Below are 22099 nucleotides of genomic sequence, written 5' to 3' on the forward strand. Positions count from 1 at the left end.
GTTGCAACTCTAAAGCCTGTTGAAATGGCTAGAAAGTTGCTCGTGCGGCGACCGAGAGATTGTCTGGCAGTGCCTAGACGAGCTATTGGCCGCGTGAGAGTGCAAGTTCTGCGAGCTTTTTGCTCTGCTCTTGGATTTCTTTGACCTTCTCTTCGGTAGGTTCTTCGTCGGAAGCGAGGGTCATGTCATTTTTTAGACCAGAGCAGATTTCGCGAATTTCCACCATGTGTTTACGTCCGGAAACGCGAGGGTCGAGCGAGCCGATGATTTGTTCGTAGTAGTCAGCGATATCTTCGCGGAAGAGTTGGCTGGCGCGCTCTTCAGTGAAGTTTTTCTCTACTGCGAGTGAGGCGCATTCGAGTGCACGAATCCAGCCGCCGAAGGAGATGAGGTGGGCGAGGTCGGCATCGCGGAGTTGGACGAGTTCGATTTCGACATCTTTTTGAGTGGCAGCGAGTTCGGTTTTAAGTTCGTCAGGTCTGTCGTTTTTAGCGTGATCGAGCAGGCTAGCGGCGTGTCGGTTTACGCGTTCACCTGCGCCGAGTGCTTTGCCGTAGCGGGAGAGTTCTTTAGCTATTCCTTCGATGTCATCGAGTGTGTTGTTTTGAACCGCGAGAAAGCCTTCGGCGATGAGGAAACCGATTTCAATAGAAAGATCTGAGCGGTCGAGTGGCATGCGCTCTGGGAGCTCATGTTTGGTTTCTCTTACAGGCAGTGGGGCAAGTTGCTCAAGGTCGTCAAAAATGAGACGGATGGAAGGTGCTGTGAATTCATTAATGCCGAGTTCTTCACGCACGTGCGGGTCCTCGATGAGGTCAGAGGGGAGCTGAGGAGCTGCATTTTCTTCTTCTTGAGCAAAGCTAGGAGATGAAAAGAGCGTGGCAGCTGTAATTGTTAGGACCCATGATTGCGTGGCTTTCATAGGTACAGATAAACATAAAAGACCTTGCTTATGCAATGGTAAGATGTGGTGAATTCTGCTCTTTTTAGGGGCGCAATAGGGATGGTAGGGTTGACATAGTAGCCACATTAGTGCATTGCGTGGGTGGTATTGAAGTTAGTTCTTTCGTGAGCTGTATATTCAAAATCCCCAAACTGTTATGATGAACTGGATCTGGTATATCTCTTACTTTCTCGTGCTGATCGGACTTGCGGGTTACGGCTTTCACCGACTAACTACGCTATATTTGTATCTGAAGCACAAGGATGACACACCGCGTCCGTTAAAAGAATTTGAAGAGTTGCCTGTGATTACAATGCAGCTGCCGGTGTTCAATGAGATGCATGTGGTTGAACGGCTGATGGGGCACATTGCTGCCTTGGATTACCCGAAAGATAAGTTGCAGATTCAGCTGCTGGATGATTCGACCGATGATTCGACTGAGATTTGTCGTGAGCAGGTTGAGCGCTTGAAAGAGCAAGGTTTCGATGCTGAATACATCCACCGTAGCGATCGTACTGGTTTTAAGGCTGGCGCATTAGAGAATGGGACGAAGTTTGCGAAAGGCGATTTCCTATTTATTCTCGATGCTGATTTTGCGCCAAGTCCGAGTGTTTTAAAGGATACTATTCATTATTTTACGGACCCGAAAGTGGGGATGATTCAAACGCGCTGGGGTCATTTGAATCGCGAGTATAATATGTTGACGCGTATTCAAGCGATGTTTCTCGATGGTCACTTAGAGCTTGAGCAAACTGCTCGTAATCGCTCTGGGCGCTTTTTTACATTTAATGGCACTGGGGGAATGTGGCGTAAGAGCTGCATTGAAGATGCTGGAGGTTGGGAGCATGACACGCTTACGGAGGATATGGACCTCAGTTACCGAGCTCAGCTGAAGGGATGGCGTTTCGTATTTCTTAAAGATATTGAGACACCTGCAGAATTACCTGTCGATATGGATGGGTTTAAAAGTCAGCAACACCGCTGGACGAAAGGGTCTATCCAGTGTTGCAAGAAATGTTTGGTGGACATTTGGAAGAGTGGATACCCATTGAAGTGTAAGCTTGAGGCCACTGCGCATTTGACTTCCAATTTCGCTTATTTGCTACTGATCGTACTCTGTTTCTTACTTTATCCGAAACAACAGTATTATCCACAGTGGGAGATTTTAGATAAATACCCATGGTTGGAGCATTTTCTGAATGTGCCGATTTTCTTCTTTGGCTCTGTTTCTGTAGCTCTTTTTTACTTGATGGCACAGAAAGCATTGAGACCTAAACAATGGTATAAGGAGATTTTTCTTCTGCCATTTTTGCTGGCGCTCGGTATCGGGATGTCAGTGAACAATGCCAAGGCGGTGCTTGAAGCATTGTTTAATCATCAGTCAGGTTTCGTACGCACACCGAAATATGGTGTGGGTGAGAGTGGTGATCAGGGAGCTGTGAAATCAAGTCGCTACAAGACGATGAAGTCATTGATGCCGTTTTTAGAGGTTATTTTTGCAATCTTTTTCCTCGTAGTTGTGGTTTCTAACTTAGTGGACGGAAAGTATCTGACTGCTGTGCTACTCGCACCGTTTCCGCTTGGATTCTTTTATACTTCGATTCCGTCTTTATACAGAATGATGCCAATCCGCAGTAAGGATGAAGATGATGCCATCGTAGATGATGGAAAATAAACAATACTAGAAATGGAACGCCTTCGTTTTATTTTATCATTATTTTTGGGTGCTGCTTGTTTGTTCCTGAACAGCTGTGCGTCTCAGCAGCTCGATGCTCACCAGAGCAAGATACTCGTTAGTGTAGAGGATCAAACGATGGTGCTCAGTCAGCATGGTCAGCCAGTGAAGGCGTATAAGATTTCGACATCGAAATTTGGTCTAGGCGACACGCCGCACAGCATGCGGACACCACTGGGAAAAATGAAAGTGGCGAAGAAGATAGGAGGCAATCAGCCGAAGGGGGCCGTGTTTAAAGGTCGCCGACCCACTGGGGAAGTTCTTCCGCCAAATGCACCAGGGAGAGATCCGATTGTGACACGCATCATGTGGTTGAAGGGGACTGAGCGTCGTAACAAAAATGCGTTTCATCGCTATATATACATCCATGGGACGCCTGAGGAGCGAACTATTGGAGAAGCGGCGAGTTACGGGTGTATTCGTATGCGATCTCAGGATATTGTGGATTTGTATTCTCGGATAGGAGTGAACGCGGAAGTGAAGGTCGTTGAAGAATCACTGATGAAACTTCCAACAGCTTTCAAGCAACGAAGCTTCGTTAAATCCATAGAGAAGCAAGAAGTGGTGAAGCCCGAACAGAATGCTTAACTGGTGGAGTGCTGATAAAAATGGTACTTCTGTGACTCAAATGCTTGACAAGATGTGCGAGATGATTAGTTTCTCCGCCCCGGCCTGCAACGCCGAACTTTCAAACAATTTTTACAATATAAAATCATGGCTAACTCAAAGCAAGCACTCAAGCGCGTTCGTCAGAACGAAAAGCGTAATACAGCTAACTCAGCTCTTAAGAGCCGCGTGAAGACTCTTCGTAAGAACTCCATCACTGCAGCAGCAGAAGGCAATACTGATGCTGCTCAAAAGGCGTTCACTCAGTTTACTTCCGCAGTAGATAAGTGCGCGAAGAAGAATATCTTCCACAAGAACAAAGCTGCAAACCTTAAGAGCAAGACCGCTAAGGCGATCAAAGAAGCTCAAGCTGCTTAATTGATCTACTTGCGTAGATGCAAGTAGCACGGCTATTGCAGGGCTAGGCAAAATTTATAAAACGGAGGTGCTTCAGAGTGAAGGCCTCCGTTTTTTTATGACTTGGAATCTCGCTAACAAGCTTGCGCTTTTTGGGGATTCGTCGATGATAGTTGAAGCGCGCATTGCGTGTCGCAGAATTATGAAGGACTCCATCAGTACTGAACGCTCAAAGAAGGCTCAAGAGATCGCATCGAACCCTAGCTCTTACAAAGTGTGTGAGGGGTGTGATTCGATTGTTGGATCTGGGGCTATTACTTGTCCGAACTGTCATGGTTACCGGTTTGATGCAGAGCCGTCGAGAGTGGTTGACCAAGCAATTTTCTTAGGTGCTCGGAAGCAAACTTCTGTGACAGTAGAGGATTTATCCTAGGTTTACATAGGAGAGTGTATTTGGCCTGTGAGTGATAGAATCGCGATCTTGGTAGTCAGAATTTAAGGGGATGAAAAAGATAGGGATTACGCTCGGGGATCAAGCTGGTGTTGGTCCTGAGGTGGTAGATGCTGCATTAAAAGCTATTGCTATTCCAGCTGGGGTGCAGATTGAAATTCTTGGTGAGCGACTGAGGGGGGTGACTCTGGGCGAGCCGACGCGTGAAACGTCTCGAGCAGCTTTAGATGCCTTGGAAGAGGGTGCTCAAAAGCTCAAAAGGGGAGAGATCGACGCAATTGTTACTGGTCCTGTAGCGAAGGAAGGTCTTCACGAATTAGGATTTCATTTCCCAGGGCAGACTGAGTTTTTTGCAGATCGTCTTGAATGTGATAACCATGCAATGTGTCTTACAGGTGCAAATCTTACGGTGGCGCTTGTAACGATTCATGTGGCTCTTTCTCAGGTGCCAGAGCTTATTACTCAAGAAGAGATTGTACGGGTGGGGATGTTGCTGGCTGCGTTTAGTGCTCAGAGAGGGGCGAATCCGCCGCGCATCGCAGTGTGTGGTCTTAATCCACACGCTGGAGAAAATGGAGCCTTTGGTCGAGAGGATGTTGACCTTGTGGCTCCTGCGATTGAGCAATTAAATGCTGACTCAAAAGGCGCTATTTTTTCAGGTCCGCACTCTGCGGATACAGTTTTTGGTCACGCGGTGAAAGGTGACTATGATGCGGTATTATGTATGTATCACGATCAGGGGTTGATTCCTCTGAAACTGCTCGATTTTGATACTGGGGTGAATACGACACTTGGATTGCCTCGGCCGCGAACGAGCCCTGACCATGGAACGGCTTTTGATATTGCAGGGAAAGGGATAGCGAAGTCATCGTCGATGCAGCATGCGATTCAGCTGGCGATAGATCTGATCGTTTAGTTGTAGTGATATGCGCTTTAATCTCATGGTTAGCGAAGCGCGTGAGAAAGAATTGACTTTAGTGAGAAAGTGGTCATTGGTGCGGGCATGTTACGCAGTTTTTTGAAGTCAAAGATCCACCGTGCGATGTGCACTGACGGCGTGGTGGACTATGAAGGCAGCATTGAAATTCCACTCGATTTGATGGAAGCTGTAGATCTGATGCCTGGTGAAAAGGTTCTAGTGACCTCCGCGTCTAAAGGTGGACGCCTTGAAACTTACGCTCAAGCTGGCCCTGCAGGCACTGGTAAGATTATTCTTAACGGTGGAGCGGCACACGTGATCGGTAAGGGCGAGCGCATCACGATCATGGCATTTGGCCTTTCTGAAACTCCTGTGGAGCCGAAGAAAGTGGTTTGTAACGAACAAAACGAGATTATCCGCCTCGGTAAGTAAATTTTCAGAGTAAATGATGGCTTTACAAGCTGTCGTTTGCCTTCCATATTCCGCGTCCCATGAACTCAATGATTTTAGCTGTTAGCGGTGTGACTATCGCGATTAACCTTCTTCTTGTCATTCTTGTAGCACTTAGTTTGCTGCTTTGCTTAGTCGTGCTTATGCAGCGCCCGAAGCAGGAAGGTCTCGGAGCTGCTTTTGGTGGTGGTATGACTGACCAAGCCTTCGGTGCTCAGACTACGGATGTTCTTCAGAAGGGAACAGCTTATCTAGGTACAGCATTTTTTGCAGTAACACTTGCTTTGTCTGTACTTGTTTCTGCTCAGAATTCGGGTGCACGTCTCGACGAAAGTTCATTGAAGCAAACTGAAGAGCAAGTCGCTAGTGAAGAAAATGCGGCTGAGCTTGCTGAAGTTGTCGCAGCAGTTGAAGAAGAAGTTCCAGCTGAAGAAGTGGCTGAGGAAGTTTCTATTGCTGCAGAGGACGTTCAAGAAAGTGTAGAAGACGTGAAAGAGGCTGTCACTGAACAAGTTAGTGAAGGTGCAGCAGCTGTCGAAGAAAAAGCTGAAGAGCTTTCTGCTGAAGTTGACGAGGCGAAGCAGTAATTTCCCTTTAAATATTTCTCCGTGTCTACGGAACAACAAGCACCAGTATGGGCGCGACCGGGAGCATTTCCGGAAAAACCTGTGACTGGTGCTTTTGGTTTTCAAGATACTAAGGGAAAACGGCACCAGGCAGATTCACTGAAGTCGCTGGTAAAACTAGTCGAAAAGTCGAAGCATGGAGTTGATTTGGTTTGGTGTCCGGAGTTTGAACATTTTATAGCTCCCGAAGAGCTTGTAGGTTTACGAAAGACTTTGGTGAAGCGCCGGTCTTTTTGGGCGCGAAATGACATTTCTGACGGAAAGCGTCTGACGCTTGTCATGGGAGCGGCTTTTCTTTGGGCAAGTTATGCTGCTTATAGCAATAGTCAGGGGAATTGGAGTCATGTCATCGAGTCGCCAGCTGTGGCCATCACGGCGATCATGTTGCTTATTTTTGGTTTGGTGCCGTGGTATGAAGGCTGGAAGGAGCTGCGCAAGCAGAGTAGTCGAGACGAGGCGTATTGGGCTAAGGAAGTCGCAGATGCTCGTTTTGATAGTTGGATCAATGGGCATGTTGCTCCGTTTACTCTCACCCTGTTAGTGCTGATACTGGTGACTGGAGCGAGTCAATGGATTGCTGCTGGAAGTTTTGATTGGGGGAGCGAAGCGGTGGAGAAGTTTGGGCTGCAAAAGCAGATGAGTGCAGCTGGTGTTGATCCGTGGTGGAGGTATTTTACTGCCGCAATGGTGCATGGTAATTTAGTGCACTGGCTGATGAATTTTGCGGCGTTGCGTTATCTAGCGCGCCGGGCTGAAGTTTTGGCAAGGTGGCCGCATATGGTCACAGCCTATGTCATTGCAGCATTTGTGGGGGGGATGACGACAGTGTACTTTCAGCCAAATGTACCGAGTGTCGGCGCTTCTGGAGGGATTCTTGGATTGCTTGGATTTTTGTTAGTCTTTGAGACTTTACATAAGGCTCTCGTTCCAAAGTCGGCACGCAAACGTTTGCTTGCAGGTTTGGTGCTGGTCGGAGTGATGGGCGGCGTGGGATTCAGTTTTATTGATAACTCTGCCCATGCTGGAGGCTTGATTGCTGGGATGGCTTATGCAGCGATTGTGTTTCCATCGAGCAGTTCGGTGACGCGGCCAAGTATTTTAAAGAAGGACATATTTGTAGGGGGGGGCGCTTTAGTTATTCTTATAGCGACCACAGTTTATTGCGCCTACCGTTTATTGTTGGAGTGAATTTTCCTCTAACCAGCTACTGAGTACTTGAAAGAGTTGTTCTCTTCCTGCCTCGGCAAAGGTTTCGTGAAGCATTTCGGGGAAGAGATTGAATTGTTTTTTAGAAAACGGGAGTTGTTGGAAGAAGTCTTGGGCTTCAATCGCTGGACAGACTGAGTCGTTTCCTCCTTGGGTGTAAAGAAAGGGCTTGTCGTATTTTTTTTGTGTTAGTGTTGTGTGGGTAAATCGCTCAATTTTTAAGAGTTCACTGCCCCAGCCTATAGAAACACGGCGGTGACCGAGTGAGAGCGGGTCTTTCGGAAGACGGGCGGGGTCTTCGAGTCTACACATTTCTGGAGTGACTCCTGTGTGAATGGTGGCGGCGGGGGCTATGTTTGCTAAAAGAGTTGCCATGCGAACGTACCAATCAGGCCGGTTGCCACGGGGGTGCAATAAAGGAGCGTTGACCCAACAGAATTCTGGGAGCGGCAGGGTTCCAGTCAGACCAAGAGCTAGATGCCTTAAAGTGAGCAAACCTCCCATGGAGTGGCCGGCGATACCTGTCGGTAGTCCGCTAGTGGCCTGTAGATTGCTTTCTGTGACAGCATCGATGAACGAGCTTGAGGCAATATGGCCACGCTTTCCTGAGCTGCGGCCATGGCCTTGGAGGTCGGTAACTATACAGCGAATTCCGAGATTAGTGAATGGATGTAGTACGTCGAGGTAACGTTCAGCGTAGTCGCCCTGGCCATGGGTGAAGATACAGGCGGAATGGGTTTCAACGCTCTTGTCGGGGTGCATGACAATGCGGTGAAGGGAAATTTTGCCGATCTGAATGTGACTCGACTCAGAGATCATATGGAACGATGCATACGTTCGAAAATCATGCGGAAAATCTTGGCATCATCTTCACGTTTGAGCTTATTGAAACTGTGTTCAAGGTTGCGTAGAATTCGCATGAGAATGTGTCCAAGAGGAGCTGTTGTGAGGATTGCCTGTTTTGCGTAATCTGAGATACTTTTGTTATCTTGGAGGATTTCATCGACGGAGATGATGCGCCCCTTGTGGAAACAGTCGATGAGTACCGGTTTTCCATCGAGTTGAATGCGAGCGAGGAAATGTCCTGGGTAGTTACAGCCAGTGATTTCCATGTTGAGACGTCGGCCGACGAGGATGTAGAGGAGAGCAAGGCTTATTGGATTACCAGAGCCAGTTTCCATACACCACGAAAGGTCGCTATTGTGCGGGGTATAATAGTCGTTTTTATTTCCGCTGAAGCGTCCGGAGTCAAACATCCAGAGACGTAGGCTATTTTCGCTAAGGTGCGCTTTTTCGTTGATGGCTTCTTCGACTAGCATGTCTAGAGTGTCCGGCAGTGCGGGGCGCAGGGTGACTCCGTCGTGTAGGAAGTCAGAAATAAGTCGTAGCATGTCTTCGAAGGTGTCCCAGTCGTCATCGAGAGCTGCCGCACCACCTTGGGGGATTTGCCATTCTTGGAGTAGAGTGTCTCTGCGTCCGGGGAGGAGCATTTGTGAAAGTCGCTTTAAGTCAGTGGGTTTTAGGTCCATGGCTAAAGCTGCGATTTCGTTGCTGAGATCGCCAGAGGTTGTAGAGAACTCATGGCGTAGTGCATCCTGAATTGCTGGTTCTTCATCGTCCAGTAATTGCAGCATGTAAGGTAACTGTTGTTCGTCTACCATGGGTACCATTATGATACTGCTAGATGGTATTTTGGTCAATCTACTAGCGAGAAACTTAGAGGAAGGTTCTATTTTTTGTTTTTTGCGCCAAGGTTGTTTACACAATGCTTTGTGTGGGTTGATCTAGCTTGTAGTGAGAGGATTCAAATGCTAGCTAATAGCACTCAATCCAAGATTCCCTCCGGCAAGCTAGATCAAATCCATGAACTTCGCCGAAATTTCTTTTGTTTTTTTGTTATCAGCAGGTACTGCTGTGGCCGTACCTCTCGCTGAGTTAACAGGTGAACCGTCGCCAGAGTTACTTGATCAGTATTTACAGGTAAGTATTACTGGGAATGTGGGTGTTAGCCCAGACGCAAGCCACTTGGATACGGGGTATTGGACGAGTGCTTCGGTGACAGGGGGTAGTTCATCGGCTGAAGAAGTTTATACGACGATTACTTTCACTGCAACCGGGTTGGGAGCTTCTGAGTCTCTTGATTTAACTGGAATTAAATTTGATTATACGCGGGCGACCTTAAATGGATCGAACCCAGTAATGGAGGTCTACGTGGATACTGGTGGGGGCTACGAAGATCCTGTGCTTCTGGTGAATGATGAACCTAGTTCGTCCCTTCAAACTGACCCTCAATCGATTATTTTAAGCCATTCACTGAAGAATGGAGAGTCGATCAGCTTTGGATTTTCCTATGCTGATAGGCACGGCTTGGTTCGACGGACGCACATGATTGATAATTTCGTATTAGAAGGAACTTACGATTTAGAATCAACTCAGGCAGGGATTGATATTAACAACAATGGGGTGAGCGATATCTGGGAGTATCGTTATGGTGCCAGTGATTTGGTCAAAGATGCACTTGTAGGTAACCAAGATTTTGATGGAGATGGGTTTAGTAATTTGCAGGAAGCATTGACGGGGACAAACCCGTTTAAAGCTGATTCACGGTTGGAGTTATTTGCGGGTTTATCGAGTGATTCGAAGGTTCAGTTGCAGCTTCCTTCTGTCTTGGGGAAGGAATATCAGCTTTATGGGAGTGAGACTCTAGTTGATGGTAGTTGGGAGCCTAGCAATGCTTCTTTTGAGGGTGATGGGGGGATGATGGGTTTTGAGGTCGATCCGGATGTTTTTGAGCGTTATTTTTATAAAGTGGAGGTCACCGATGTGGATGAGGATGGGGATCGCTTGACTCGCTGGGAGGAGCGTAATGTGGCCGGATTTGATGATAGTGATACGGCGTCAACGACTAGCGGAGCAGGGGATGATTATCAGCAGATGAAGGGGCTTGTACAATCGGCATTAGAGGCGTCTGTTACAATCACAGCGGGAGCGAAAGTTGTATACGAGGATGGAGGCGGAGGGCTGCCGATTACTTTTACGCGAGTGAGTGAGAGAGGAAACGGTTTTCTTGATTTGCAAAGGACACAGAGTTTTCAGCTCATTGATATTACAGAAGTGGCTTCGAATGCCGCTTCGGCTGAGGACTACCGTTTAGTGGATGAGAATGGGGAGATTATTTGGGATGGAGTGGTACACTTGGGAGCGGGCGAAGTGAGTAAGACGATTTATCTAGAGGCATTGGCCGATGGAGTGATAGAGAATGACGAGCAGTTGACACTGTCAGTGATGGAGCATGGTAGTCTCAATCTATGGATTAAAGATGCTGAGGAGTTGGCTTCGGAAGATTTTATTGCGCTATCGAGAGCTGGGCATTTTCTGTCTCAAGCTTCGATGGGGGGAACTCCTGCTGAGATCGCAGAGTTGGCTAATAAGATTCAAAATGAAGGCTACCTTCCAGCATGTGAGGCGTGGATTGATGAACAAATAACTATGCCTAGGGAGAGTTCGGTGACGGACGATTGTTTGCAACATCAACTCACGTTTCTTGGTGGGGAGCAGGTACCCTCGATTAATATTCAAAATTTTGAGTTAGTATGGTGGGGAAAGGTTACGCAGAGCCGCGAGCAGCTACGACACAGGATGGCATTTTCTCTTAGCCAAATTTTTGTGACCTCTTCTACGTTTTGGGCAAACAGTGAGCGGCATAACGTATGGCGGTCCTACACTGGATATTATGACAAGTTGATGGATGAGGCATTTTCGACGCATCGAGATTTGCTAAGTACGATCAGTTACGATCCCTTCATGGGGGTATACCTTTCTTCGGCGCAAAACCGCAAAGGGGATGAAGAACTAGGAACTTTTCCAGATGAAAATTATGCGCGTGAAGTAATGCAGCTTTTTTCTTGTGGAGTGTACGCGCAAGATCAGAGCGGCAATTACCTGTTAGATTTTGAAGGGAACAGAATTGAGAACTATGATAACGGAGACATCACCGAGATGGCAAAAGTTTTTACCGGTCTCGGGCTAACAGATTCCAGTGGTGAGGCTGTTAACTTTAATTCGCCAGGGGCTGGGAATGGAACTAGATATGAGAATCCGATGGTGATGGTAGAGGAATACCACGATACCTCTGAAAAAGTTTTGTTAGATGGAACCGTGTTGCCGGAAGATAGATCTGGCGATAGCGACATCGCAGCGGCTTTGGACAGTTTGGCGAGTCACTCGAGTACGGCCCCGCATCTTTCGCGGTTATTGATTAAGCGGCTCACAAGTTCTAATCCTTCTGACCAATATATTGCGCGGGTGACTGAGGCATGGAGAGGTGAAGGGGTGTATGGTCGAGGAGTGCATGGAGATTTCGTGGCTGTGCTTAAGGCGATCTTACTCGATCCTGAGGTTCGATATGGCATTGATTATCAATTGGAAGGGTCTTCAGGCGAGGTGAGATTGGAGCCGACTCGCGCTATTTCTGGGAGAATTAAGGAACCGATTCTTAAGTGGACACAATTTTACCGATTTTCTCAGGCGCTATCTGGCGAGTCTGATGGATTGATACGGGTGCAGCCGAAAACGAAGAAGGCGGCGAATGATCAAACTCCCGATTTTGGGCAGATTCCTTTGCGGGCGCCATCGGTTTTCAATTTTTATGATTCTGATTATTCACCATCGCTTGGAGCTCTAGCTGAGGCTGAAGTGACATATAATAGGCATCTCACCTCACCTGAGTCTGAAATCCTTTCTCCTTACGTGATTAAACAATTTGAGAGTTTTCATGCGATTGTGGATCAAGATCGACCGCTATCTTCATTTAGCTATTTGGAGGATGAGTTTAGTATCAATTATAGTTACTTGTCTTATTTGTATCAAAAGAATGAGAGTATTGAAGGATTCATTGATGATCTCAATATTTGGCTTTGTAACGGTCAGATTTCTAAGCAACTCAAGGATGAATTAGTGGATCTTAGTGAACTGAATGGAGGCGCAACTCGTGAGAATTTTTCCAAGGTTCTGTCGATTTTATTCAATGCTTCTGATTTCAGCGTTTCCTATTAAATGTAAATTTTTAGCTTAATGAAAACTCAAATGCACAAAACGATGAGCCGCCGCCGCTTCCTTGCTGGTTGTGGGAAAATGACTGGGATTGGCGCGATGTCATCGATCTTGTCACTGAAGATGACGAACAAGTTATTTGCGGCGCGAGCGACAGGCTCGATTACTGACTATAAGGGCCTGGTTTGTCTATTTATGTTTGGTGGGAACGATTCATTTAACATGCTCACGCCTGGAGTGGACGGCTATAGTGATTATCTGGATACACGGGGGATTTTAGGCATTTCTCAAGCAGAGATGCATCAGATTTTTGATGGTTCTCAAGACTACCATCTGAGTCCGAATATGGGCTCAGTGAAAACTTTATTTGATAATGAAGAATTAAGTTTTATTGCCAATGTCGGTACTTTAATTCAGCCGACAAGTCTGGCTGAATACAATGCAGGTTCAGTAAGCTTACCCTATGGTCGCTTCTCTCATAATGACCAGATTGAGCAATGGCAGACGTCGATTTCGCTGAGTAAAACCACTCCCTTTGCGGGAACTGGTTGGGCGGGAAGGATGATTGATGTGTTGAATGATGCCGCTAATAACAATGCGACGACGAGTGTGAGTCTTTCTCCTTATGGTGCGAATACGACACAGGTTGGAAAATTAAGTTCACCATTTAACACCTATAAGGGTGTCGATTCATTGGATCTTTATGATACGGATAGTCTGGTGAAGGGAGGGATGGATGCGACGCTCGAGATGCAATACGCTTCTGTGCTTCATGCGCATCACAATTATATCCGAGAGGATGCATTAGAACAAAGTGCTCTGTTAGAAGATATCGAGCAAAACACAGTGATTGCGACAGCGTTCCCAGATAGTGGTTTGGGGCAACAATTACTTCAAGTGGCGAAATACATCAAAGCTCAGGGGCCAGAGGGCTTGAATGCTAATCGTCAGACATTCTTTGTAGGCCAAGGTGGCTTCGATACACACGGCGGGGGGATCGAGGCGCATAATGGCCTGATGGCTTCCGTGAGTGCGGCCCTAATGGCATTTAATGAGGCGATGAAGGAGATTGGTTATCACGACCGAGTGGTGACGTACACAGCATCAGATTTTGGACGTACCTTAGTGCCTAATAGCGCGGGTAGTGACCATGGATGGGGTGGCAACCAGATGGTGATGGGGGGACCAGTGAATGGAGGAAAGGTCTTCGGTCAGTACCCAAGTATTCTCACGGAAACGACCACCGATGTCGGCCGCGGGAGGCAACTACCAACGACCTCTGTCGATGAGTTTTACGCCTCGCTCGCCTATTGGTTCGGAGTAGAGAATAATAGTGAAATGGAAGAAGTTGTGCCTAACATCCGGAACTTTTGGACAGCCGGATCATCAGATATTCCGATTTCTGGGCTCTTTGGTTAATGCTAAAAACTGTTACAATCGTCAGCGTAGTGGTAGCGCTGGGAGGTTTGACGTGGCTCCTGTTAGATCGGGATGCTACTCAAAATCGTGATGCTGATGTTACAGTGCAAGCTGAGTTGACAAATATTGTTGATACGCTGAGCGAGAAAGAGAAGCGTGCGAGATCTGCGGAGCTGAGGGCTCGAGCGAGTAGGTCGCTACGTTTTGATCAAAGCTCTGCTAAGTTACAAAATAATCCAATGGATCGCTCGGAGTTATCTGAGGCGGCTTTGTTGTTAGATGATCCAGAGCTTAGTGACCAACAGGCGATGGAAGCGATCCATGGATTGTTAGCATCATTACGTGTTACAGTGTATCGCGGTGACTATCCAACGGGCTTGAATGTGGAAGTGACGAATAGTCTGTTAGGAGATAACCCGACAAAGGTTGGGGTGCTTCCTGGTGACTCACCACGGATCAATGAAAATGGAGAATTGGTGGACGAGCATGGAACTCCTTACTGGATTCACAGCCCGAGTTACGCGGAGCTAACGATCCGCTCTGCCGGCGCGGATCGCATTCTTTTCACCGGGGATGACTTGATGTATCCCGATGAAGTTGACTGATGTTCAGGAACTCCGAGTGTATGGATTAAACGCGCTGACTGTGTTTGTTACGGGAAGAATTATTGTCTGAGCGTTGTTGTTTGGAGTTTTTATCCGAAGGCTGGTGTTTGGAATTGCTATTCGAGCGTTGGTTTTTGGAGTGATTGGGAGCTTGTTGCCGTTGTTTTTGAGGTGTCGCAGTGTGCGACCTACTTGGAGTTTTTTTGAGTTGTTTTTGAATCGACGAGGGCTGAGCCCTAGTGGGCCTGCTTGCTTGAGTGAAACTTTTTCGCTGATCGCTACTGCTGTGGTTTCGCTGGGAAGAATGTCGATCTTGTTGGGGCCTGTACGAGGTGGGGCGAGATGTATGCGTGTCCTTTTGACGTGGGGAACTACTTGGTCGTTGTTTTGTTGAGACAGGCTTTTTGTAGCTATCTTTAGGCAGGCGAGAGTGCATTTTTACTGGATGACCTTTGCGGTATCCCGATGGATAGGATGGTGAGGAGTGGCGTTTTGGGTGGCTGTGGTAGTAGCGGCCACGTGAGGTGTCGTAGTAGCGCTTCACTCTTATATCATAGTAGCTGCGTCGATAAGGATCGTATATCCAGTTTGAATGGCTGGTTCGAACGTAGGTACTGTAGGGAGGTCGATAGCTGTTTGAGTACTGGACTCCAGTGCTGTATGTAGTGGTGCCGTAGTAACCGCTAGGTGGGACACAAGAAGTGAGGAGTGATGTTACAGACAGTGCTGTAAACATGTAGAAATATTTTTTCATGATACTAGTGAGACGGGTCGAGTATCAGGGATATTCAGATTTTTTTAGAAGTGAGTAAAATCATTTAAAATGTCTACGGCATATAGGGCTGAAGGAGGCAGTGTTACAGCCGTATGAGTCTAAAGATAAAAAGTCTAGCAGGAGTAAAGGGAATTGAGAGTCGATTTCTTTTGGGAAATTAGCTTGAATGCTAAGCAATAATGAGGAGGTCAGAATGAAGTTAGAGGAAGAATCGCAAACGTTGGTACAGTTGATTCGACTGATTGGTAAGGGAGCACGTATCAGCATTGTGCCTTTGGTTCTTCTAATGATCGGGAGCGCTGTTATTACACTGGCAGCTTGGGCCTATTGCTATTGGGGAGTTGGACTGTCTTTTTGGTGGGCATTGACACCGTTATACCTAATGGTTTTACCCTTTTCAGGTTTGGTGTTCTATTGGTTCTCACTCGATGGAATGAGTAAGTTACCAGAGACCTTGTTAGAGTCGAAGGAGCTGTTAGCTGTATTGAAGGAGCGCTATGCTGAGCGCAAAAAGGGGAAGGTAATTAAAGGGATTGGGCCGATAGCGACATCTAGGCGAATCCTATTGTTAGGAGGTTTGTTGTGGGACTCGCGCGATGTGATTGATGCGGCTTCGAACATCTATGCATTACTCGACTTATTTAACCCCATTTTCTGGATTGTGATGTCGGTAAGTTGCGTATTGAGCGTGCTATTTAGCTTTGGCTATTGTGTGCTCGGGCTTGGGCATTACTTCTTTTTTTAGAATGTGCCGTTGAGTTTTCTTAATGTCCAGAAGAGGGCGAGCAGGGCAAGGAGTACGATCATGGTACTGATTTGCGCCCACAATGGGAAGGAGTCTTCGAGGGGGGGGCGTTTAGGAAGTGCATCGATAAGAGTGTCGATGTTAGAAATTTCGTGAGGTTTAATGACGGCACCTTTTGCGACTCTAGCCATTTCTTCTAACACTTCGGGACGTGCGGGCTGTCCTATTTTTTCAAGCGAGTCACCTTGGGCGACAATGGTTGTTTCAACGGCCGGGGCTTGGGAATCTCCTGCAATGTTGGCTTTAATAGACCATTCGCCAGGTTGAGTGATACGAACTCTTCCTGAGTAGGCGCCCCAGGTTTCTTCAGCTGGTGAGAGCTCGACGCGGGAGGTTTTCCCATCAGGTGCAACGATGTCTACATTGACCGAGCCATCTTGCAGTGGAGCTCCATTTGGGGCGAAGGCGTTGGCATTTAGTGTGACGAAATCACCAGGTTTTGGGCGGTCAGGAGCGTAGTAGAGGCGGACACGCTCACCTGCGGCCATGTTGCGTTGGTAGGACATCCAGCGGGCAACTTGTCCCCAGAAGCGGTAGTGATAAAGGTCTTCGACTCCACGGCGCCAGCGCCAAGCTGAGTCGTGACCAAGGTAGAGGACTTTGCCATTGCCAGCAGTTTGGGTGACAAGTAGAGGGATGCGACCGTATCGGTTTCGCCGGTTTGCGTGGGTAGCTAAAACATCTGAGCCACCTTTGGATTTTTCGATGGCAGCTGACCAGTAGAACCCGGGGAGGTTCTCCCAGATTTCTTCATTTTCTTCGGCATTATTGCCTAACATTGTGAGGAGGGAATTGCGGCCTTGGCTCGTTAGTGAGAGAGGTGAAGGAGTGGATTCACTCACACCTTTTGGTTTGCTTTTGTCTAAGATGACAGGAATGAGTTCGCCAAGAGGGGTGCCTTCGAGTGTGTTTTGGTTACCTTGTGAACCTGGAATGAACACGATGCCGCTGGCTTGGTTTTCGACTAAGCCTTTGAGTAAATTGGTTTGCTCCAATGTGAGCTGGTTTTTGTCGATGCCGATGTCTCCGAAGAAAATGACATCATATTTTTGCAGGTCTTCAGGTTTGTTTGGAAATTCTTGGATGTAATCTGGACCGTCACCGGCACCAAGGCTTGGGTGGAAGAGGAGGCAATCGAGGTCGACACCGGGGTCGCGCGAGAGCGCATTTCGAATGAAGCGGTATTCCCAGCGAGGGAGAGTTTCGATAACGAGGGCTTTGAGGTTTTCTTCTCTTCCTTGAATGATTAATTCCTGCTGATTATTTGATTCTACGCGTTCCCCTTCGGTCATTGGGAAACTGATTTCTAATTTGTTGGCTCCTTGATTATCGAGTCGCCAGAGGAGAGTGTCGAAAAAGTCTTTCTCAGCGGGGATGCGGATTTTTTTAGTTAATTCTTTATTAGCACTGGGATCGCGGATGGTGACGGTAGTGGTAACGTCGTGTTTGAGTGAGGAACGAATGGTGAAAGGAATTTGAATGTGTTCACCGACGATGCCGTAGGTGGGGGCAGTGACGTCAATTAGGTCGAGGTCGGGAATACGCGATTTACTTCCAACTGGGATGACGAAGAGTGGAATCTGCTGGAGCAACATTTTCTGAGCTGCACTTACTGGTGGGGAGCCGAGGTTCCAGTCGCCGTCGCTGAGTAAGATGATGGAGCGTAAATTGTCGTGTTGGGATAGGAGTTTCTCGATAGGGGTATTGATGTCAGTTCCAACGAGCGCTTGCGAGGTGCTTTCAGATGCTGGTTCAGAGAATGCTTGGCTGAAGACACGAATTTTGCCGTCTTTTTCGAGTTCTTTCCATACAGGAAGGTCGAGAGCGCGTTGGATAAATGCGCTGCGGCTGATGATTTCGTTTGTTTCATCGACGAGAGCATCGGTGGTATTTCCTGATTCAGAGGCGTCCCAGAGGATCGCGATTTCAGGCTCATCTTCTGGAATAATAAGAGTTCTCCATTCTGGTTGCCACAGTAGAGCAACGACAAAACAGGCAATGAAGAAACGCAGTAGTTCGATACTTCCTGTACGTTTTGGACGCAGTGATCGGCGCACAGCAATCACACACAGAAATGCCACGATGCACAGAGCCAAGATGCCGATGATGAACAAAGGCATGGTGGGTGAGAAGTAGAGTTTGTGGATGTGGAAATTCACTTTTGATGTGTTGTGTTATTTCGCTGAGGGGATAAGCAGAGTAGAGCTTCGGCTATGAGGAAAAGTAGCATGAGGACGAGGAATACTCTCCATAATTGCTGAGTGAAGCCGGCAGCATTTTTTGTGGTTTCTTCAAAAAGGCTGTAGCTTGTGTCGGTGAGTATGGAGCTGAGTTGGTCTGCTGAAATGAATATGTCGACGTCCTCAGCTGGAGGGCGATTGATGGCGACGATGCGGTTGTTAAATTGATAGACTCCGGCTTGGTATGCGAGGTTGAGAGGCGACGAGGATGTGGCTTTATCGAGGCGCTTCATATTAGCGCTGTCGATGCTCAGTTCAGTGGGGAGGGCTCCGAGAGTGGCTGTGTGGTCAGATCCGAAACGTTGATTACCTCGTTGGACAAGTCGTTGGATGAGAGGGAGGATGACATCGGCATCGCCTAAATTCGACCACGTGTAGTCTGGGAGGGTTCCGACAAAGTACATTGAGCCTCTGCCGTGGAGTTGTCTGGTGAGGAATGGTGTGTCGTTTGACCAACTGGCGAGGACTGTGTCCTTGGATTGAATTTCTTTCTTCTTAATAGCGCGCAGTTTGTCGGCTGAGACAGGAGTGCCATTTTCTCCATTTCTTAGGGGACCATCGTTACGGTCCCATTTATCGACGACAAAGTATTTTTGGCTATTGGCATTGCTCACGAGCCCCCAGCTTGAGCCGAGAAAGCTATGTTCTGATGGGGAGTCCGGTGGGAAAAAGGCAATGACGCCTCCTTTGTTGATAAAATCGAGGAGAGGCTGTTGAGCTTCATCATCAGGGATGGGTGCCTGCCAGATTACGAGGGAGAGAGTGGACCATGGGATGTCTTCGGTGGGGAGGTAGGTTTGAGCGAGTTGGTTGGCGTAGCCTGGAGGTGCTGAAGCTAATGCTAAATAATCACGAGCTTCACTAGTAGGGGCGATGACGGCGGAACGGATTTGACGTTGTGAGCCATAGGAGAAGTAGCTGGTGTTGTCGCGGAGATTTGTGTCAGCAGGGAGCTGGAGGTAACCGAAGCCTGATTGGCCCGTGAGGGGAATGCGTTTCCGCAGTTTGGTGCTAGTACTTGAGAGTGTCACATCTTCAATGCTGTCGGTACCATTGAGGGAAAGTGTGAGTGGGAGCTCTTGTGTGCTAGGTTCACCATGTTGGAGAATTTCGATATCTAGCAGCAGCTGGTCATCGATGCGTTGTGAATTGAGGATTTGTACGCTGAGATTGTTATCACTTTCAGATACTTGAGCGAGGATTCTGAGGGAGACTTGGTCAGCAAGATTGTCGAGGCCGGCTTTTATATTTTCCCATTTCCCGCTTTTAGGTTGCCAATTATTTGCCTGCATATCTGAGGCGAGCCAGATTTCAGTGCGGCCAGTGTCTTTTTCGAAGATGTACTGCAGAGCTGTGTCTAACAAGGTGGGGATGTTTGCTGAGGTGTCAGATGCTGAGGTTTGAGAAATCTGACTCAGGGTGTTTGGGTCCGAGATGGGAATAGGGCGGCCGGTGGCGCTATCGATGAGGATGAGTTTTGAGCCTCCAAGCGCGGCTGCGGCTTCACTTACTCTCTGGATGACCCCTTGGCGTTTGCTCATGGTGTCACCATTTGGGACCAGTTCCATCGAAGCTGAGCGGTCGAGAATGAGAATGACTGTGTCGAGTTTGCCTGCTCCCCAACTGAGTAGTCCATTTGAAGTGATCGGGCGGGCGACAGCAAAGACAAGTGCTGCAACAGCGAGGGCTCTGCAGGCGAGAATGAGGATGTGTTTAAGCTTCTTTTTCCCTTTAGACTCTCTAGTTGCCTTTAATAAGAAATCCATGGCGGCCCATTTGACGACTCGGTGCCGGCGACGGTTGAGAAAGTGAATGAGCACGGGAATTCCAATGGCTAACAGCCACCAAAAGAAGGCGTTGGAAGTTAGATATGGGAAATTCAAATTGGGGTAGTGCTTAGCGTGATCCTTTTTTAGGGAGTCTGTCTAACAAGAAGGTGGATAGAACACTCTCGTAGTTTTCTGTGGTTCTCACGAGGTGATAATCAGCATTAGCATCGTGGCAACGCCGTTTGATGTCGACGAGGAATTGTTGGACGATGTCTCGGTATTCGTCGGCAATGAGTGTTGGTTCGGCGACAATTGTGGAGGCGTCTTCTAGATCAACAAAGCGGTGTGGTCGCTCAAATTCGAAATCAATTTCCTGAGGGTCCATGAGATGGAATACGACGACATCGTGTTTTCGGTAGCGGAGATGTTGCAGGACATCAGAAAATGCTTCGGAGTCGCAGAAGAGGTCGGACATGATAATGATGAGTCCTCTGCGGGGGACTTTTTCGGCGATGGCATGGAGACCGTCGATGAGGCCAGTTTCTCCTTTGGGTTGTGTTTCTGAGAGTGTTTTAAAAATACTCTGAAGGTGGGAGGCTCTGCGGCGAGGGGGGATTTCGATGTTAAGCTTGTCTGCAATGCAGCTAAGTCCGGCGGCGTCACCTTGGTCGACTGCGAGATAAGCGATGCTGGCGGCGAGTTTTTTAGCGTAGTCGAATTTAGCTTCTCCCTTACTTTCGAAATTCATCGATCCGCTGGTGTCGATGACCATATGAGCGAGCAGGTTGGTATCGGCTTCAAATTCCTTGATGTAATAGCGGTCGGAGCGGGCGAAGGCTTTCCAATCGAGACGGCGAGTGTCATCGCCTTGGACGTATTTTCGGTATTCGGCAAATTCGACAGAAGACCCTCTATTTGGCGAGCGGTGACGTCCCGCGACATTTCCTAACATCGGCTGACGGCTTTCCAGAGGAATCGCTCCGAGGCGTCCTAGTACTTCTGGATCGAGGAAGGGATATTCCACAGTAGAGGTAGTGCGTTATGCTTCGTGCATTTCTTTGACTAGGCGTTCGACGACTTTGGTAGCAGTCATGCCTTGGGCTTCAGCTGCGAAGTTGGTGAGAACGCGGTGACCGAGCACTGGCTGAGTGACAGCTTCAATGTCTTCTAAGCGGGCCATGTAGGAGCCGTGAAGAGCGGCGCGGGCTTTAGCTCCGAGAATGAGATATTGAACGGCACGTGGACCTGCTCCCCAACCGACGTATTTTTTGATCCAATCAGGAGAAGTATCTAAGGTCGGACGAGTTTTACGTACGATGTCGACGGCGTAATCGTAGATGTGATCGGGGACTGGCATGCGTCGTACGAGCTCTTGATAGGCGATGACTTGCTCGCCAGTGAGTACGGTTTGGAGTTTTTCTTTCGCAGCTCCAGTGGTTTCGCGAGCGATGCGGCGTTCTTCATCGGCGCTTGGGTAATCGACATCGATGAGGAACATGAAGCGGTCTAACTGGGCTTCAGGAAGAGGGTAGGTGCCTTCTTGTTCGACAGGGTTCTGAGTGGCGAGAACGAAAAAAGGTGGGTCTAATTTGTAGGAATGGCCGAGGGCTGTAACGCGGCGTTCTTGCATGGCTTCGAGCATGGCAGCCTGAGTTTTCGCAGGCGCTCGGTTAATTTCGTCTGCGAGCAAGAGGTTGGCGAATACAGGGCCTTTGATGAATTGGAATTCTCGTTTACCGCTTTCGGTTTCTTGGATGATATCTGTGCCAGTGATGTCTGCAGGCATCAGGTCAGGCGTGAACTGGATTCTGCTGAATGTGAGGTCTAAGGCTTCAGCTACGGAGGAAACTAACAATGTTTTAGCGAGACCTGGGACGCCCATTAGCAGGGCGTGGCCACGAGCGAAAAGTGCGACGGCTAGTTGCTCGATGACTGTTTCTTGGCCAATGATGACCTTGCCTATTTCGGCTTTGAGGTTTCGATAGCTTTGTCCGAGCTGGTCGATGGCGGCTACGTCGTCAGGTGGCAGCTGGTGGGTGTCTGGAGTCTGGATCGCTGGCTCGGAGATTTGGGTTTCCATGCTAATTGTTAGGTTTTAGAAAATAAAATGCGATGGTTTGAGAATTTGTACCATCGCATAA

At 48.1% G+C, this 22099-nt stretch carries 20 protein-coding genes; 12 read left to right on the forward strand and 8 right to left on the reverse strand.

The window, feature by feature from the left end; translation table 11 throughout:
- Nucleotides 1-82: 82 nt before the first annotated feature.
- Complete coding sequence (locus ACFPK9_RS13860; protein WP_377095593.1) at nt 83-922, reverse strand: hypothetical protein; 840 nt, start codon at nt 920-922, stop codon at nt 83-85.
- A 178-nt stretch (nt 923-1100) separates the two neighbouring features.
- On the opposite strand from ACFPK9_RS13860, the gene ACFPK9_RS13865 reads away from it, so the two are divergent.
- From ACFPK9_RS13865 to ACFPK9_RS13900, 8 genes are all read left to right on the forward strand, one after another.
- Nucleotides 1101-2618 (forward strand): cellulose synthase family protein, encoded by a 1518-nt coding sequence (locus tag ACFPK9_RS13865; RefSeq protein WP_377095594.1) that lies wholly within the window; start codon nt 1101-1103, stop codon nt 2616-2618.
- A gap of 12 nt (nt 2619-2630) precedes the next feature.
- Nucleotides 2631-3266: a L,D-transpeptidase family protein gene (locus ACFPK9_RS13870; RefSeq protein WP_377095596.1), complete on the forward strand. Its 636-nt coding sequence runs from the start codon at nt 2631-2633 to the stop codon at nt 3264-3266.
- A gap of 126 nt (nt 3267-3392) precedes the next feature.
- Complete coding sequence (gene rpsT / locus ACFPK9_RS13875) at nt 3393-3662, forward strand: 30S ribosomal protein S20 (RefSeq protein ID WP_377095598.1); 270 nt, start codon at nt 3393-3395, stop codon at nt 3660-3662.
- Between the two features lie 97 nt (nt 3663-3759).
- Nucleotides 3760-4074, forward strand: a complete 315-nt coding sequence (locus ACFPK9_RS13880; protein WP_377095600.1) for a hypothetical protein — start codon at nt 3760-3762, stop codon at nt 4072-4074.
- Nucleotides 4075-4144: 70 nt separating this feature from the next.
- Entirely contained in the window at nt 4145-5008 is an 864-nt protein-coding gene (gene pdxA / locus ACFPK9_RS13885) for a 4-hydroxythreonine-4-phosphate dehydrogenase PdxA (protein ID WP_377095602.1), read from the forward strand.
- 87 nt (nt 5009-5095) lie between these two features.
- A complete protein-coding gene (locus tag ACFPK9_RS13890) occupies nt 5096-5443 on the forward strand; it encodes an aspartate 1-decarboxylase (protein ID WP_377095604.1) in 348 nt (115 codons plus the stop codon).
- A gap of 59 nt (nt 5444-5502) precedes the next feature.
- Nucleotides 5503-6048, forward strand: coding sequence for a preprotein translocase subunit SecG (gene secG / locus ACFPK9_RS13895; RefSeq protein ID WP_377095606.1), 546 nt, complete (start codon nt 5503-5505; stop codon nt 6046-6048).
- A gap of 21 nt (nt 6049-6069) precedes the next feature.
- Nucleotides 6070-7275: a rhomboid family intramembrane serine protease gene (locus ACFPK9_RS13900; RefSeq protein ID WP_377095608.1), complete on the forward strand. Its 1206-nt coding sequence runs from the start codon at nt 6070-6072 to the stop codon at nt 7273-7275.
- Here ACFPK9_RS13900 and ACFPK9_RS13905 read toward each other — a convergent pair.
- Nucleotides 7261-8112 carry an alpha/beta fold hydrolase gene (locus tag ACFPK9_RS13905; RefSeq protein WP_377095610.1) on the reverse strand — a complete coding sequence of 284 codons (852 nt, stop codon included), beginning with the start codon at nt 8110-8112 and terminating at the stop codon, nt 7261-7263. The genes ACFPK9_RS13900 and ACFPK9_RS13905 overlap by 15 nt on opposite strands.
- Nucleotides 8109-8954, reverse strand: coding sequence for a transglutaminase-like domain-containing protein (locus tag ACFPK9_RS13910; protein WP_377095612.1), 846 nt, complete (start codon nt 8952-8954; stop codon nt 8109-8111). Before ACFPK9_RS13910 ends, ACFPK9_RS13905 begins: the two co-directional genes overlap by 4 nt.
- A 202-nt stretch (nt 8955-9156) precedes the next feature.
- Between ACFPK9_RS13910 and ACFPK9_RS13915 the strand changes: the two genes are divergently transcribed.
- Genes ACFPK9_RS13915 through ACFPK9_RS13925 form a run of 3 tightly spaced genes read left to right on the forward strand, consistent with a single transcriptional unit; the run spans nt 9157 to nt 14369 of the window.
- The gene (locus ACFPK9_RS13915) at nt 9157-12348 is read left to right on the forward strand and encodes a DUF1800 family protein (RefSeq protein WP_377095614.1); all 3192 of its coding nucleotides are present in this window, start codon (nt 9157-9159) and stop codon (nt 12346-12348) included.
- An 18-nt stretch (nt 12349-12366) separates the two neighbouring features.
- Nucleotides 12367-13764: a DUF1501 domain-containing protein gene (locus ACFPK9_RS13920; protein WP_377095616.1), complete on the forward strand. Its 1398-nt coding sequence runs from the start codon at nt 12367-12369 to the stop codon at nt 13762-13764.
- Entirely contained in the window at nt 13764-14369 is a 606-nt protein-coding gene (locus ACFPK9_RS13925; RefSeq protein WP_377095618.1) for a hypothetical protein, read from the forward strand. The genes ACFPK9_RS13920 and ACFPK9_RS13925 overlap by 1 nt, the downstream gene beginning before the upstream one ends.
- Before the next feature lie 25 nt (nt 14370-14394).
- Here ACFPK9_RS13925 and ACFPK9_RS13930 read toward each other — a convergent pair whose 3' ends face one another.
- Nucleotides 14395-15123 carry a hypothetical protein gene (locus ACFPK9_RS13930; RefSeq protein WP_377095620.1) on the reverse strand — a complete coding sequence of 243 codons (729 nt, stop codon included), beginning with the start codon at nt 15121-15123 and terminating at the stop codon, nt 14395-14397.
- A 403-nt stretch (nt 15124-15526) separates the two neighbouring features.
- Between ACFPK9_RS13930 and ACFPK9_RS13935 the strand changes: the two genes are divergently transcribed.
- Nucleotides 15527-15889: a hypothetical protein gene (locus ACFPK9_RS13935; RefSeq protein ID WP_377095622.1), complete on the forward strand. Its 363-nt coding sequence runs from the start codon at nt 15527-15529 to the stop codon at nt 15887-15889.
- Here the strand turns inward: ACFPK9_RS13935 and ACFPK9_RS13940 are convergent.
- The 4 genes from ACFPK9_RS13940 to ACFPK9_RS13955 are packed head-to-tail and all read right to left on the reverse strand — an operon-like array spanning nt 15886 to nt 22038.
- Nucleotides 15886-18108, reverse strand: a complete 2223-nt coding sequence (locus ACFPK9_RS13940; RefSeq protein WP_377095624.1) for a hypothetical protein — start codon at nt 18106-18108, stop codon at nt 15886-15888. The genes ACFPK9_RS13935 and ACFPK9_RS13940 overlap by 4 nt on opposite strands.
- Complete coding sequence (locus tag ACFPK9_RS13945) at nt 18105-20072, reverse strand: BatA domain-containing protein (protein ID WP_377095626.1); 1968 nt, start codon at nt 20070-20072, stop codon at nt 18105-18107. The genes ACFPK9_RS13940 and ACFPK9_RS13945 overlap by 4 nt, the downstream gene beginning before the upstream one ends.
- Before the next feature lie 13 nt (nt 20073-20085).
- On the reverse strand, nt 20086-20982 hold the full coding sequence (locus tag ACFPK9_RS13950; RefSeq protein WP_377095628.1) for a DUF58 domain-containing protein: 897 nt from the start codon (nt 20980-20982) through the stop codon (nt 20086-20088).
- 15 nt (nt 20983-20997) lie between these two features.
- Nucleotides 20998-22038, reverse strand: coding sequence for an AAA family ATPase (locus ACFPK9_RS13955; RefSeq protein WP_377095630.1), 1041 nt, complete (start codon nt 22036-22038; stop codon nt 20998-21000).
- Nucleotides 22039-22099: the final 61 nt, after the last annotated feature.

It is taken from the genome of Rubritalea spongiae (genome assembly GCF_042652385.1).
Lineage (GTDB): Bacteria > Verrucomicrobiota > Verrucomicrobiia > Verrucomicrobiales > Akkermansiaceae > Rubritalea > Rubritalea spongiae.